The organism is Pseudomonas sp. 2(2015) (assembly GCF_000955865.1).
In the GTDB taxonomy this organism is placed as follows: domain Bacteria; phylum Pseudomonadota; class Gammaproteobacteria; order Pseudomonadales; family Pseudomonadaceae; genus Aquipseudomonas.
Window position 1 is genome coordinate 181,572 of sequence record NZ_JYOF01000011.1, and the last position, 12,519, is coordinate 194,090.

Consider the following 12,519-nt stretch of genomic DNA (forward strand, 5'->3'; position numbering starts at 1 on the left):
ACGGCAGGACCAGACCCGATGCAGATGCTCAACGGAAAACTGGCCGATGAGGGCCTCGACAGCCAGGCAGCCGACCGACCCTTGCGCCAGTTCAACCTGTTGCGCTGGTTCTCGTTGGTCAGCCTGTTGATCATCGCTTCGGTGGCAGGCGGGCTGGGCTATGTCTCGACCCGCTTCGTGGTCACCGACAGCGTCGAGCGCGATGCCATGCTCACCGCCCAGTTCATCCAGGCCATGGCCCAGGCCGAAGTGCGCCATTCGCGCATTCCGCCGGGCACCACCATGGGCGAGCTGCTCGACCCGCGCCTGGACCAGCACCACCCGGGGGTCAGCCCGACCCTGGCCGAGTCCACCCGGGTGGAGTTTCTCGACCATGTCGAACACCTGCCCGACACCTTGCTGGCCAACGTCTATGCCCTGGACCGGACCATCGTCTGGTCGACCAACCCGCAGCTGATCGGGGAGAAAATCGTCGGTGACGACGACCTGGATGAATCGTTCGCCTCGAAAGTGCCGGTCTCGGCCAGCTACCACAAGGCCAATGAAGACCGCGATGAACAAAAGTTCCAGCGCGCGCCGCAGTACCTGTTCATCGAGAACTACATCCCGATGTTCGACAGCGACGGGCAAAAGGTGCTGTCGATGGTCGAGGTGTACAAGGAACCCCAGGACCTGGTGCGGCGCATCCAGCGCGGCTACGTGCTGATCTGGGCCTCGACCCTGGTCGGCGGGGCGCTGATCTACTTCGGCCTGTTCTGGATCGTGCGCCGCGCCGCGAGCATGCTGCAGACCCAGCAAACCCAGCTGGTGGCCAGCGAAACCTTCGTCGCCCTTGGCGAAATGTCCTCGGCGGTGGCCCACAGCCTGCGCAACCCGCTGGCCAATATCCGCTCCAGCGCCGAACTTGCCCAGGACATCGCCAGTGCCCCGGCGCAGAAGAACATTGGCGACATCATCAGCCAGGTCGACCGCATGTCGCGCTGGGTGCGCGATTTGCTGGTGTCGCTGCGCCCGGTCAACGACGATGCCGAAGCGGTCGAGCTGGTGGCGGCGATCGACGACACCCGCCATGCCTTTGCCCAGCAACTGGAGCGGCACAAGGTCCAGGTGCAGATCGACACGCCCGAAACGGCCTGGGTGATCAGCCAGCCGGTGCTGCTGACGCAGATTCTCAACAGCCTGTTCGCCAATGCCCTCGAAGCCATGCCCACGGGCGGGCGCCTGAGCGTGGTGGTGCAGGCGCTGGAAGACGGCAAACAGCTGCAACTGACCTTGAGCGACACCGGCAAGGGCATGACCCAGCAGCAGGAGCGGATGGTCTTCAAGCCGTTTTTTACGACCAAACAGGGCGGCCTCGGGGTCGGCCTGGTACTGGTCAAGCGGATCATGGAACGTTTTGGTGGCTCGGTGAGCCTGGCCAGCCGCGAAGAGGAAGGAACCCGCGTGTGCCTGATCTTCAATATTGCAGCGGGAGGGGACCATGGAGCAGAGCATCCTGGTGGTTGAGGACGATCAAATCCTCGCCGAGAACATCCAGACCTACCTTGAGCGCAAAGGCTTCGAGGTCACGGTTTGCCACAGCGCCGAAGAGGCCCTGGAGCAGCTGCCGCGCTGTCAGCCCGATGCGGTGCTGACCGACAACTCGCTGCCGGGCATGAACGGCCACGAGCTGCTCAAGGCCCTGGCCCAGCGCGCGCCGGAGCTCAAGGTGATCATGATGACCGGCTACGGCAACGTCGAAGACGCCGTGCTGGCGATGAAGGAGGGCGCCTTCCACTACCTGACCAAACCGGTGGTGCTGGCCGAGCTCAAACTGATGCTGGAGAAGGCCCTGGCTACCGAGCGCATGGAGCGCACCCTGTCGTTCTACCAGGAACGCGAGGCGCAAAAATCAGGTGGCCAGGCGCTGATAGGCGAATCACCGGCCATGCTCGGCCTCAAGCACACCATCCGCCAGCTGCTCGATGCCGAGCAGCGCATGGCCAGCGGCGACCTGCCGCCGGTGCTGGTAGAAGGCGAGACCGGTACCGGCAAGGAGCTGGTAGCCCGCGCCCTGCATTTTGACGGAGTGCGCAGCAAGGGGCCGTTTATCGAGTTCAACTGCGCGTCGATCCCGGCCAACCTGCTGGAGGCTGAACTGTTCGGCCATGAGAAGGGCGCGTTTACCGATGCCAAGGATCGCCGGGTGGGCCTGGTCGAGGCGGCCGATGGCGGCACCTTGTTCCTCGACGAGATTGGCGAAATGGACCTGCTGCTGCAGGCCAAGCTGCTCAAGCTACTGGAAGACCGCACCATTCGCCGGATAGGCGCGGTGAAGGAGCGCAAGGTTGACCTGCGCATCATCAGCGCCACCAACTGCAACCTGGAGCAGATGGTCCAGCAGGGCAAGTTTCGCCGTGACCTGTTCTTCCGCCTGCGTATTATCTCGATCAAGGTGCCCAGGCTGTATGCCCGGGGTGAAGACATCCTGCTGCTGGCCCGGCATTTTCTTGCCCTGCATGGCAAACGCTATGGCAAGCCCAACCTGCGCTTTTGCGACGAGGCCGAGGAGTTGATGCTCAACTACAGCTGGCCGGGCAACGTGCGCGAGTTGCGCAACATGCTTGAACAGACGGTGTTGCTGGCGCCCCAGGAGCTGATCGCCCCGCACCAGCTCAACGTGTGCATGAGCCTGGTCGACGAGCCGCTGGAAATGCCGGCGCCTGCCGTGCAAGAAGCGTTCGGCAATGCTGAGGCCATGGCCTCGGCGAGCTTGCCGGAAGTGGAGCGCGACATGGTGCGCAAGATGCTCGACCGCACCGACTGGAACGTCACCAAATCGGCGCGGCTGCTGGGCCTGAGCCGGGACATGTTGCGCTACCGGATCGAAAAGCTCGGCCTGACCCGGCCGGACAAGCGCCAGTGGTAGGCGTACATAATGCCAAACCTGTGGGAGCGGGCTGGACCCGCGATCGAGCGCGCAGCGGTCGTAATCAGATCCACATTGGAGGTCAGCCCTAGGCTTTGTACGAAAAGTGCCTGCGCGACGATCATGCTGCGTTGAAAACAGGCTCGGAATGCTCATTTACAACTCGTAAACTCCGCTTCCTCGCCTGTTTTCGCCTTGCCTGATCGCCGCTCGGCGACTTCTCGTACAAACCCTAGTAGCTACCGGCACTGCCCCCAGCGTCGCCGCCATTCTCCGAGCCGCTGCCGTCTTTCTTCGGCTCGCGCCGGCTGCCATCGGTCTCGCTACCACCCTGGCGCCCGGCGTCATTGCCCTGGGTGCGCGGGTCGGTGCCGCTGGGCAGTGGGGTGTCGGTGGGGTTGGTGCCGGTGTTGATGCCCGGCAACGGCGTGGTCGGGGTGGTGTCCGGGTTGGGGTTGGTCGGGCCGGTGCCGGCGGCAACCGCCTGGGTGCCGAGCAATGCGGCAAACAATAAGGCAGCGAGGGCGCTACGGGTCATGGTCAAACTCCTTTTCAGGGCAGGTGCCAGAGGTTAGGCCCAGCCGCGAAGGGAAGGTGCGACGCACGCGACCAACGGCGCTACTCGCGCCCGCGCATGAAAAAACCTGCCACGTACTTACGGAAGGTGTCCAGGCTCTTGAAGTCGGCATAGCGCTTGAAGGCCTCGCCCTCTGGCTCCGGCCCCAGTGGCTGCTCGGTCAGCGACACCGACAGCACCCGGTCCTGGTCGGAGCTGAGCACCAGCGCGTCCATGCCCTGGCCACCGAGCACCGGCCGGCGCATGATCACCTTGACGCCCTTGCTGGCCATCCAGTCGATCAGCGAGATGAGCATTTTCAGCGGCTCGCGCTCTTCATCGCGGTACACCGCAAACAGCTGCCCGCGCGACAGCACCGGCACGCTGGCGACATGGATCAGCTCATAGAAATGACTGCCGGCACTGGCCGGCGAGTAGATCGCCAGGGCCAGCAACGGCCCCGGAGTCTTGCTGCCACCCCAGAGCAGATGATGGCCCTGAAAGTCGAAGCCGTCCTCGCTGCGCTCGTTGAACACCTTGCGCGCCTTGATCTGGCTGACGCAGTCGAGCAGCAAGCCATGCCGGCGATGGGTGCCAAAGGCCGTGGACTCGCGCAAGCGCGCCTTGAGCATCATCATGTGCTTCATGTCCAGGCGGGTTTCCAGGTAGTTGCTGGCCGGCACCCGTTCGATCAGCGGATAACGGCTGGCCACCCCGCGCAACTCGGCAAACTGCCCGGTGAGGTCTTTTTTCAGGTGAGTGGCGTAGACGTTCAGGCCACTGGCCTCGATCAGGGTCAGCAGCAACGACAGCAACCGGTGCTGTTCGCGTTTGTCGCCAGTACCCGCGGATTCGCTGCTGGCTTCACTGGCGCGCTTGAAATCGCCAATCAGCCGCAGCGGCGCATCGGGCGCCAGCCACGCGGCCGGTGGTGCATCAGTGTCGCTGTCGCGGCTGGCGCTTTCACGCTCGTCCTTGATGAACGCACAGTCTGGCGCGTGCTCGGCGGTGCCCGGGTTGTTCTTGAGGAACAGGGTGCCGGTGTTGCCGTTGAGGTTGACGTTGAGCACCGGCATGGCCTTGGGCTGGCAATCACAGGCCAGCCAATGGCCGGCAGCGCGGACCTTGATCAGCAACTGGTTGGCCTGCAGCAGGCGCGGGCCTTCGAGGTTGCCCTGGGCAAACCCACGCAACAGCTCGTCTTCAGCAGGGGTGAGGGTGCGCACCAGCGCGGCGTTTTTTTCGATGATTCGCATGGACAATCCTGGCCTGCCTTCCTGTGCCTGCCACCTTAATGCAAAGCCCGGCTGGCGAACATGCCCGCCAGCCGAACCTGGCCCTACTGGCCGCTAAACAGCTTGGCGGCGCGCTCGCGGATCTCTTCCACGCTCAGGTCTTCCTTGTGGGTGGAGACGAACCAGAGGTTGCCGAACGGGTCTTTCAGGGTGCCGCTACGGTCGCCGTAGAACTGGTCTTTGACCTCGGTAACCTGGCTGGCACCGGCGGCGAGGGCCTGGGCATAGGTGGCATCGGCGTCCTCGACATACAGGTGCAGGCCAACGGCCGTGCCATTGAGCGACTGGCTGCTGACCAGCCCGCCGGACTGATCGCACGGGTCGGCAAGCATCAGCGAGGAATCGCCGATTTTCAGCTCGGCATGGCCGACGCGCCCGTCGGGGCCGTCGAGGCGGAACATCTCGAGCGCGCCGAAGGCCTTCTTGTAGAACTCGATGGCCTTGGCGGCATCCTTGATGCCCAGGTAGGGGGTAATGCTGTGCTGTCCTTCGGGGATTGGTTTGACTGCCATTTTATTGATCCTCCTTTAAGGCGCCGCAGGGTGAATGGCGCGAAACTGTATATTTATACAGTTTCGGCGATTGGGCAAATCAAAAGTCGCGGCGCTGGACGAGCGGCAGTCAGAAAATGTAATCGGTGGTCAGGAAGCTCGACTCGCGGTTACGGATGATGTCGCTGATCAACTGCTTGTTGCTGTCCTGGAACTTGGTCGCCACCAGCGTACGGATCGAGAACACCCGCAGGGCGTCGTGTACCGAGAGGGTGCCCTCGGCCGAGTTCTTGCGCCCGTTGAACGGATAGGTGTCGGGGCCGCGCTGGCACTGGGCGTTGAGGTTGATGCGCCCGACCTGGTTGGCGAAGGTATCGACCAGCCTGCCGACCTCGGCCGAATGAGTGCCAAAGATGCTCAGTTGCTGGCCGAAATCGGAATCGAGCACGTAGTCGATCACTGTCTGCAGGTCGCGATAAGGCACCACTGGCACCACCGGGCCGAATTGCTCCTCCTGGTACACGCGCATCTGCGCGTTCACCGGGTATAGCAGGGCGGGGTAGAAGAACGAGCCACGGCTGGCGCCACCGCCTTCGTTGATGACCCTGGCGCCTTTGTCGATGGCATCGGCCACCAGGCCATTGAGGTAATCGATCTTGCCGGCCTCGGGCAGCGGCGTCAGGGCCACGCCCGGCTCCCAGGGCATGCCTGGCTTGAGCGCGGCCAGCTTGCGCTGGAATTTATCGAGGAATTCATCGACCACGTCTTCATGGACGAAGAGGATTTTCAGCGCCGTGCAGCGCTGGCCGTTGAACGACAGCGCGCCGGTGACCGCCTCGTTCACCGCGTTGTCCAGGTCAACCTCGGGCAGCACGATGCCCGGGTTCTTGGCATCCAGGCCCAGGGCTGCGCGCAGGCGATGCGGGCGCGGGTGGAGTTTTTTCAGGTCGCTGGCGGCCTTGTTGGTGCCGATGAAGGCGAACACGTCGATCTTGCCGCTGGCCATCAGCGCGCTGACGGTCTCGCGGCCACGGCCGTAGATAACGTTGATGACCCCGGCCGGGAAACTGTCGCGGAAGGCCTCAAGCAGCGGACGGATCAACAGCACGCCGAACTTGGCCGGCTTGAACACCACGGTGTTGCCCATGATCAGCGCCGGGATCAGGGTGGTGAAGGTCTCGTTCAGCGGGTAGTTGTAGGGGCCCATGCACAAAGCCACGCCCAGCGGCGCGCGGCGGATCTGGCCGAGGGTGTCCTGCTCCAGCTCGAAGCGGCTGGAGCGGCGGTCCAGCTCTTTGAGGGCGCCGATGGTGTCGACGATGTAGTCGCAGGTGCGGTCGAACTCTTTTTCCGAGTCCTTGAGGTTCTTGCCGATTTCCCACATCAGCAGCTTGACCACCGCCGCGCGCTGTTCGCGCATCTTGGCCAGGAAGGTTTCGACATGCTGGATACGCTCGGCCACGCGCATGTTGGGCCAGGCGCCGCGGCCCTTGTCGTAGGCCTGCACGGCGGCGTCCAGGGCGGTGAGGGCGGTGTCGGCGTCCAGCAGTGGCGTGTTGCCGAGGATCACCTGGCGTTCTTCATTGCCCTCCTTGAGCCACACCGGGCTGCGCACCGTGGCCAGCGGCCCGTCCCATTGCTGCAACTGGCCGTTGACCAGGTACTCGCGTTGCACCAGCGGCTCACCCAGGCGGTACGCCTCAGGGATCTCGTTGGCGGTGGGAAACAGCGAATCGAGCAGACGGTCCATGGGCGCAGCACCTCTTTTTCTGTGATGGGTGAAACGTTTCAGTTTGAGCATAACGCCAGCGCGCTAAAAAAAGCCAGCCTGGCTAAACAATGCGCCGCCGGCGCCGATAAAGCAGTAATGCGATGCGAACTACGGACCTATGAGCACAAGAATCCTCGCCCTTGATGACAATCCGGTCCTGTCGAAGAACCTGCGCACCACCCTCAATCGCCTGCTGCCCGTAGGTTTTGCCCTGATCGGCATCGGCCTGTCGGTGGTGCTCGGGCGCCTGGACGTGCAGCGTCAGGAAGCCGAGGTGATCGCCAATGCCAGCGCGCGCCTGTCGGGCGTGCGCGCCAGCATCGAGGCGCAGTTGCGCTCGGCGTTCGGCGAGACCGAGGGCATTGCCCAACTGCTGAGTGCCGATGGCGAAATCAGCCCCGAGCATTTTCACGACATGGCCCGCCAGGCCATCGCCTCGGTGCCGCACATCCGCCATGTTTCCCTGGCGCCCAACGATGTGATCGCCGATGTCTACCCGCTCAATGGCAATCAGGGCGTGCTGGGCATGGACTACCGCCGGCTGCCCGACCAGTACCCGCTGCTGCAGCGTGCCCGCGACAACTACAGCCCGGTGCTGGCCGGCCCCGTGCAGTTGCTGCAGGGCGGGCGCGGGCTGATCTACCGGCGCCCGGTGTTCCTCAAGGGCCACAAGGGCGTCAACCTGTACTGGGGCAATGTCTCGATTGTTGCCGATATCGACCGCTTGCTCAGCACCGCCGGGCTCGATCTGGACCCGGGCTTCGAGCTGGCCCTGCGCGGCGCCGACGGCCAGGGCCCGGCGGGCGCGGTGATCTGGGGCGACCCGCAGTTGTTCGAACAGCACCCGGTGACGGTCAATGTCGATGTGCCCGGCGGGCTCTGGCAACTGGCGGCCAGCCCCCTGGGCGGCTGGCCGTCGATGAGCCTGTTCGCCTCGCCGCTGTTTTTGTTTGCCCTGACCTGCACCGGGCTGTTCAGCGTGTTCGTCGCCCAGCTCAACCGCAGCAACCACCTGATCAACCTGCGCAACCTGGAACTCAAGCAGTCCCAGGCGCAACTGGAGCGCCTGGCGCATTTCGATGCCATTACCGGGCTGCCCAACCGCTTGCGCTTTCAGCAGCAGTTGCTCGAAGCCATCAGCCAGGGCCAGCGCCTGGCCGTGCTGGTGCTCGACATCGACGGCTTCAAGCAGATCAACGACAGCCTCGGCCACGCCATGGGCGACCTGTTGCTGCAGCAGGCCACGGCGCGCTTCATGCAGATCATCGAGCCTGAGGATTGCCTGTGCCGCCTGGGTGGCGACGAATTTGCCTTTGTTCTCAAAGGGCCGGATGACCGTTGCATCGAGCGTATCCAGGCCCTGCTGCAAACCCTGCAATTGCCGTTTGACCTCAAGGGCAACGCCGCGCTGGTGACCGGCAGCATCGGCCTGGCCTGGTGCCCGGAACACGGGCAGAGCGCCGACCGCCTGCTGCGCCACGCCGACACCGCGATGTACGCGGCCAAGGAGAGCGGGCGCAATGCCTACCGCCTGTACCAGCCGGAAATGACCCAGCGCCTGCAGCAGCGCCTGGACCTGGAGCACAACCTGCGCCGGGCGCTCAAGCACAATGAATTCGAGCTCTGGTACCAGCCCAAGATCGACCTGTTCAGCGGCCGCGTCGAAGGCGCCGAGGCGCTGCTGCGCTGGCGTGACCCCGAGCACGGGCTGGTGTCGCCGGCGCAGTTCATCCCGCTGGCCGAGCGCACCGGGCTGATCATCCCCCTGGGCGAGAAAGTGCTGGATCTTGCCTGCGCGCAGATCGCCGCCTGGCGCGCCGCCGACTGCCTGCCGGGGCCGGTGGCAATCAACGTCGCGGCCCTGCAGATCGAGCGCAGCGACTATGTCGCCAGCCTCAGGCGTAGCCTCAAACGCTATGACCTGGCGCCGACCCTGCTGGAAGTCGAGATCACCGAAAGCCTGCTGATGGAAAGCCAGCAGCACGCCTGCGCAGTCCTGGCGCAGTTGCAGGAACTGGGCGTGACCACCGCCGTGGACGACTTCGGCACCGGATATTCGTCGCTGGCGTACCTGAAGATGCTGCCGATCGATCACCTGAAGATCGACCGCGCCTTTATCAAGGACCTGCCCGAAGACGACGACGGCGCCGCCATTACCCGGGCGATCATCGACCTGGGCCACGCCCTGGGCTTCAAGATCACCGCCGAAGGCATCGAAACCGCCGAGCAGTACGCGTTTTTGCGCAATGCCGGGTGTGATCAGGGCCAGGGCTTCTGGATGGGCCGGCCGATGCCGGTGGCCGAGTTTGATAGCTGGTTGGAATCAAAAAAGGTGGATCTCAGCATTTTGGTTCGATGAGTTCAAAGGAATTGAATATCGGGTGACATGCGGTAGCAATTCACTCGCCTTTTTCTATACTCGATCTACATGTAGCCTGGGCGGAGTAGAAGAAATGCGAAACGACAGAGCACCGGCCATAGATCCGTATGATGCGATTCAGTTATTGAGTGACCAAACCTTATATCTGAATGCTATGAATTCTATGCGTAGATATAGCGATTCGAAAGGAAGGCTTGCTGAGGATGACGTCGAGAGTCTTCGGCTCGAAGCTGAGTCACAATTTGCTAGGCTGCAACTTTTTTATTTAGAAAAATTAGGCAGATAGGCTTCAACTCTCACTCTCACTGGTTTCGGAGTGTCTGCTCTCTGTGAATCGGCTGAAATCTTTGCTGTTGGAAATAAGAAAAATTCACAGTTCTACTTGAAAATTCCTTCCTCACGACATTTTAAGCTAGTTGAAATGGTTCTTAGGAATTATCCTACGCTTTCTGTCACCTTCATTCTCTTGCTTGCTCTGTATATTCAAACTAGGCTCGCTCGGTCACTGAAAACTTGGTGATCGGGTTTGGCGACCCGGAATCTATATGCAGATATGCCCCTGAATGAAGGGCGGGCGTTTTAGTGTCCGTTTGTCCTTTATGGTGGCTGTATGCGGGAGGGCTTATGCCCTGCCGGGGTTTCCTGCGTTGATCCGGTTCGCCAACCCGCGTACAGCTGCCACCTTATCTCGTTTGGCGACGAGTGCGTGGTAGCTCCAGTCAACTCAACCAGGAGCCTATCGATGAAAAAACCAGTACCTGATCCGCCATCACTTCATCTTGTCGAGACCTTAGAGACTAGTGTCAAAAGTTGTCCGGATCATCCACCACTTTTCAATGTGCGAGCCGGGATCTGTGCAGAAGATGCTCTAGTGCATGCAGTCCTATACCTGAAATGTGCGAGCGCAACGATTTCGCAGGTCGTTAAGCATACAGATAATGAAGGACGTGCTTTTGTATGGTCTTCGCAACACTCTGTTGAAATGGCCAGCGCTCTGATGGACGCATTGCTAGATGGAGTCGAAGCTCGACAGCTAAAGGTCTGAGCAATGGCTGAAAGCGAGAATGTCTTGGATCCTGCTCTATAAGGATGAAAGACACTCGCTTTCAGTGACTGGACGTCTCACCGGGGGTACAAACCAATCAGCGCAAAATCTATTCGCTGACCGTTTACGCTCAAATATTTTAAGAGGGGGCCAGCACAGTTCGTCCCCCGGTAAGCACCCCATACCCAACCCTAGGCACCCCCCCCAACCTTAACTCCACCAACGCCTTCAACGACTCCCCACTGCCCAAATAAGCATCCCCAAAATCATGCCCCCCCAACGCACTCGGGTGCGCCACCACCTCCAGCAACCCATCCGCCGGCGCCAACCCCGCGCGTAAATCCGCCGGCGTACATACATAATCCGCCGTCGCCCCCGCCAACTGCTTCAAGCGCCGATTAAGCAACGTTTTGAACACCCGCTTCAGCGGCCCGATGTTGTGCCCGAGGTTGCGCGCCAGCCGCACCGCAACGCCTTCACGTGCCGCAAAGCGGGCGACAATCACGCCGATCGGCCAGATGTTGTGCACGTGCTGGTGCGAGTCCAGGTGGCTGGGCATCAGGCCCTGGTTCAGGCAGTGTTGCCACTGCGCCTGCAGTTCCTGCTCGACTGCCTCGCGCTCGGCGCGGCTCAGGCGCAGGGTGCGTTGTTTCAGGCGCAGGTCGAATTCGCCGTTGGGCGCGCAGAAGCGTGGCTGCTGGCGAATGGCTTGGCTCAGCGGCCGGCCGTAGGTGAGGTTGAAGTGCAGGCCGATACGCCCGCGCAAGGCCGGCAGTTGCGCCAGGCTGCAGGCGGCGCTGAAGGCCGGCATATTGGCCATGGCCGTGGCCGAGCTGATCAGTCCGGCCTGGAAGGCATGCAGGATGACCGCGTTGGTGTGGGCGCTGAGGCCGAAGTCGTCAGCGTTGACTATGACCTGTGAGGGCATCCGGGTTCTCCTGTGGCGAGTCGGGCTCGGCGGCTGTGGCCGAGGTTTTTTGGCGCAGGCGTTGCAACTGTGGCTTGAAGCGTTGCCACAGGCGCAAGGCCAGGCCCAGGGCCAGGCCGCTGGGGCGCCAGCTGTAGAAGCTTTGGCGCTGGTGTTCAACGGCGCCGCTCATGCGTTCGTGCAGTTGGTGGCTGGAGTTGTGCAGGCTCACCCGCGAGGCGTCGACCCACTCCCAGCCGTCGTCCAGGCCCCAGTGAATCCATTCTTCGAGCAGCACCCGGCCGCTGCCAAGCTCGGCATAGGCGGGCACGAAGGCCAGGTTGTAGTCGTACACCCGGCCGCGCTCGAACACCCCCAGGCGGTAGCTGATGCAGCGGCCATCGAGCTCCAGCAGTACCATGCGCACCAGGCCCTGGGCCGCCAGGGCGGTGAAAGCCTGGTACATCCATTGGCGGCGCAGGCGGCCAGAGAAGATGCCGACCTCGTCGTCGCCTTTCCAGCTGAGCTCTTCGACGGCGCTGATGGCATCGAGCAGTGGCGTGATGGTGTTTGCATTCGGGGTAACCCTGCGTACCTGGGCGCCGCAGGCGGCAATGCGCTTACGCGCGCGGCGCAGTTTGTAGCGCGGGTCGCCGCTGATTTCCTGACGGTCTTCGGGCACGATGCGGTGCACCGGCACCCGGCAGTTCAGGCGCTGCTCATGGGTAGAGCTGCGCCTTGCCCAGCGGCTGAGCAGGCTGTGGGTTGCCGCGTCGTCGGGCACTTCGTCCAGTTGCAGCAGGGCATGGGGCAGTTGCTTGCGGATCGCCCGTAACACCTGCGCGGCCGCTTTGGCCGGCAGGTCGCAGAGCAGGGCGATGCGGTCGCTGAGCGGGTAGCCCAGGTGGCGCACCACCTGCGCGGTCAATGGGCCGAAGCGCTCAGTGCCGCGCACCAGCGGCAGGCACAGGCACAACCGGCCCTGGTCGCGGCCCACCAGCACCTGCAGTTGTTGCCCGGCCGTCAGTGCCGCTTCGGCCGCCAGCAGCCAGCCCAGGTGGTTGAACGGCGTGCTGTCGGCCAGGTGCTGGCGCAGTTGCTCGTAGTCGGCGGCGGGGAAGTCCGCCGCCGCCAGCGACGGGTACCACTGCAGTTCAAGGCTCATG

The 12,519-nt window shown here is 62.9% G+C and carries 10 protein-coding genes; 4 read left to right on the forward strand and 6 right to left on the reverse strand.

Going from position 1 to position 12,519, the window contains the following annotated elements; genetic code table 11:
* The first annotated feature begins 18 nt into the window (after positions 1–18).
* Both UB48_RS15910 and UB48_RS15915 read left to right on the forward strand, forming a co-directional pair.
* Entirely contained in the window at positions 19–1,506 is a 1,488-nt protein-coding gene (locus UB48_RS15910) for an ATP-binding protein (protein WP_045198735.1), read from the forward strand.
* Positions 1,481–2,908 (forward strand): sigma-54 dependent transcriptional regulator, encoded by a 1,428-nt coding sequence (locus UB48_RS15915; RefSeq protein ID WP_045198737.1) that lies wholly within the window; start codon positions 1,481–1,483, stop codon positions 2,906–2,908. Before UB48_RS15910 ends, UB48_RS15915 begins: the two co-directional genes overlap by 26 nt.
* Before the next feature lie 232 nt (positions 2,909–3,140).
* Here UB48_RS15915 and UB48_RS15920 read toward each other — a convergent pair whose 3' ends face one another.
* From UB48_RS15920 to UB48_RS15935, 4 genes are all read right to left on the reverse strand, one after another.
* A complete protein-coding gene (locus UB48_RS15920; protein WP_045198739.1) occupies positions 3,141–3,446 on the reverse strand; it encodes a hypothetical protein in 306 nt (101 codons plus the stop codon).
* Between the two features lie 80 nt (positions 3,447–3,526).
* Positions 3,527–4,720 (reverse strand): hypothetical protein, encoded by a 1,194-nt coding sequence (locus UB48_RS15925; protein ID WP_045198741.1) that lies wholly within the window; start codon positions 4,718–4,720, stop codon positions 3,527–3,529.
* An 83-nt stretch (positions 4,721–4,803) separates the two neighbouring features.
* Entirely contained in the window at positions 4,804–5,271 is a 468-nt protein-coding gene (locus UB48_RS15930; RefSeq protein ID WP_045198743.1) for a VOC family protein, read from the reverse strand.
* Between the two features lie 109 nt (positions 5,272–5,380).
* The gene (locus tag UB48_RS15935) at positions 5,381–7,000 is read right to left on the reverse strand and encodes an NADP-dependent glyceraldehyde-3-phosphate dehydrogenase (protein ID WP_045198745.1); all 1,620 of its coding nucleotides are present in this window, start codon (positions 6,998–7,000) and stop codon (positions 5,381–5,383) included.
* A 139-nt stretch (positions 7,001–7,139) separates the two neighbouring features.
* Between UB48_RS15935 and UB48_RS15940 the strand changes: the two genes are divergently transcribed.
* Complete coding sequence (locus tag UB48_RS15940) at positions 7,140–9,380, forward strand: bifunctional diguanylate cyclase/phosphodiesterase (RefSeq protein ID WP_045198747.1); 2,241 nt, start codon at positions 7,140–7,142, stop codon at positions 9,378–9,380.
* 763 nt (positions 9,381–10,143) lie between these two features.
* Positions 10,144–10,446 (forward strand): DUF3077 domain-containing protein, encoded by a 303-nt coding sequence (locus UB48_RS27345; protein WP_082075459.1) that lies wholly within the window; start codon positions 10,144–10,146, stop codon positions 10,444–10,446.
* 139 nt (positions 10,447–10,585) lie between these two features.
* On the opposite strand, the gene UB48_RS15945 is transcribed toward UB48_RS27345, so the two are convergent.
* Together UB48_RS15945 and UB48_RS15950 are read right to left on the reverse strand one after the other, a co-directional pair.
* The gene (locus UB48_RS15945) at positions 10,586–11,374 is read right to left on the reverse strand and encodes a carbohydrate deacetylase (RefSeq protein WP_045198749.1); all 789 of its coding nucleotides are present in this window, start codon (positions 11,372–11,374) and stop codon (positions 10,586–10,588) included.
* Positions 11,346–12,518, reverse strand: coding sequence for a GNAT family N-acetyltransferase (locus UB48_RS15950; protein WP_045198750.1), 1,173 nt, complete (start codon positions 12,516–12,518; stop codon positions 11,346–11,348). Before UB48_RS15950 ends, UB48_RS15945 begins: the two co-directional genes overlap by 29 nt.
* Position 12,519 lies beyond the last annotated feature (1 nt).

Excerpts from the sequence above, each read along its gene's own strand:
- UB48_RS15915 (WP_045198737.1), top strand. The coding sequence starts at position 1,481 with ATGGAGCAGAGCATCCTGGTGGTTGAGGACGATCAAATCCTCGCCGAG.
- UB48_RS15935 (WP_045198745.1), bottom strand. The coding sequence starts at position 7,000 with ATGGACCGTCTGCTCGATTCGCTGTTTCCCACCGCCAACGAGATCCCT.
- UB48_RS15910 (WP_045198735.1), top strand. The coding sequence starts at position 19 with ATGCAGATGCTCAACGGAAAACTGGCCGATGAGGGCCTCGACAGCCAG.
- UB48_RS15945 (WP_045198749.1), bottom strand. The coding sequence starts at position 11,374 with ATGCCCTCACAGGTCATAGTCAACGCTGACGACTTCGGCCTCAGCGCC.
- UB48_RS27345 (WP_082075459.1), top strand. The coding sequence starts at position 10,144 with ATGAAAAAACCAGTACCTGATCCGCCATCACTTCATCTTGTCGAGACC.
- UB48_RS15920 (WP_045198739.1), bottom strand. The coding sequence starts at position 3,446 with ATGACCCGTAGCGCCCTCGCTGCCTTATTGTTTGCCGCATTGCTCGGC.
- UB48_RS15940 (WP_045198747.1), top strand. The coding sequence starts at position 7,140 with ATGAGCACAAGAATCCTCGCCCTTGATGACAATCCGGTCCTGTCGAAG.
- UB48_RS15925 (WP_045198741.1), bottom strand. The coding sequence starts at position 4,720 with ATGCGAATCATCGAAAAAAACGCCGCGCTGGTGCGCACCCTCACCCCT.
- UB48_RS15930 (WP_045198743.1), bottom strand. The coding sequence starts at position 5,271 with ATGGCAGTCAAACCAATCCCCGAAGGACAGCACAGCATTACCCCCTAC.
- UB48_RS15950 (WP_045198750.1), bottom strand. The coding sequence starts at position 12,518 with ATGAGCCTTGAACTGCAGTGGTACCCGTCGCTGGCGGCGGCGGACTTC.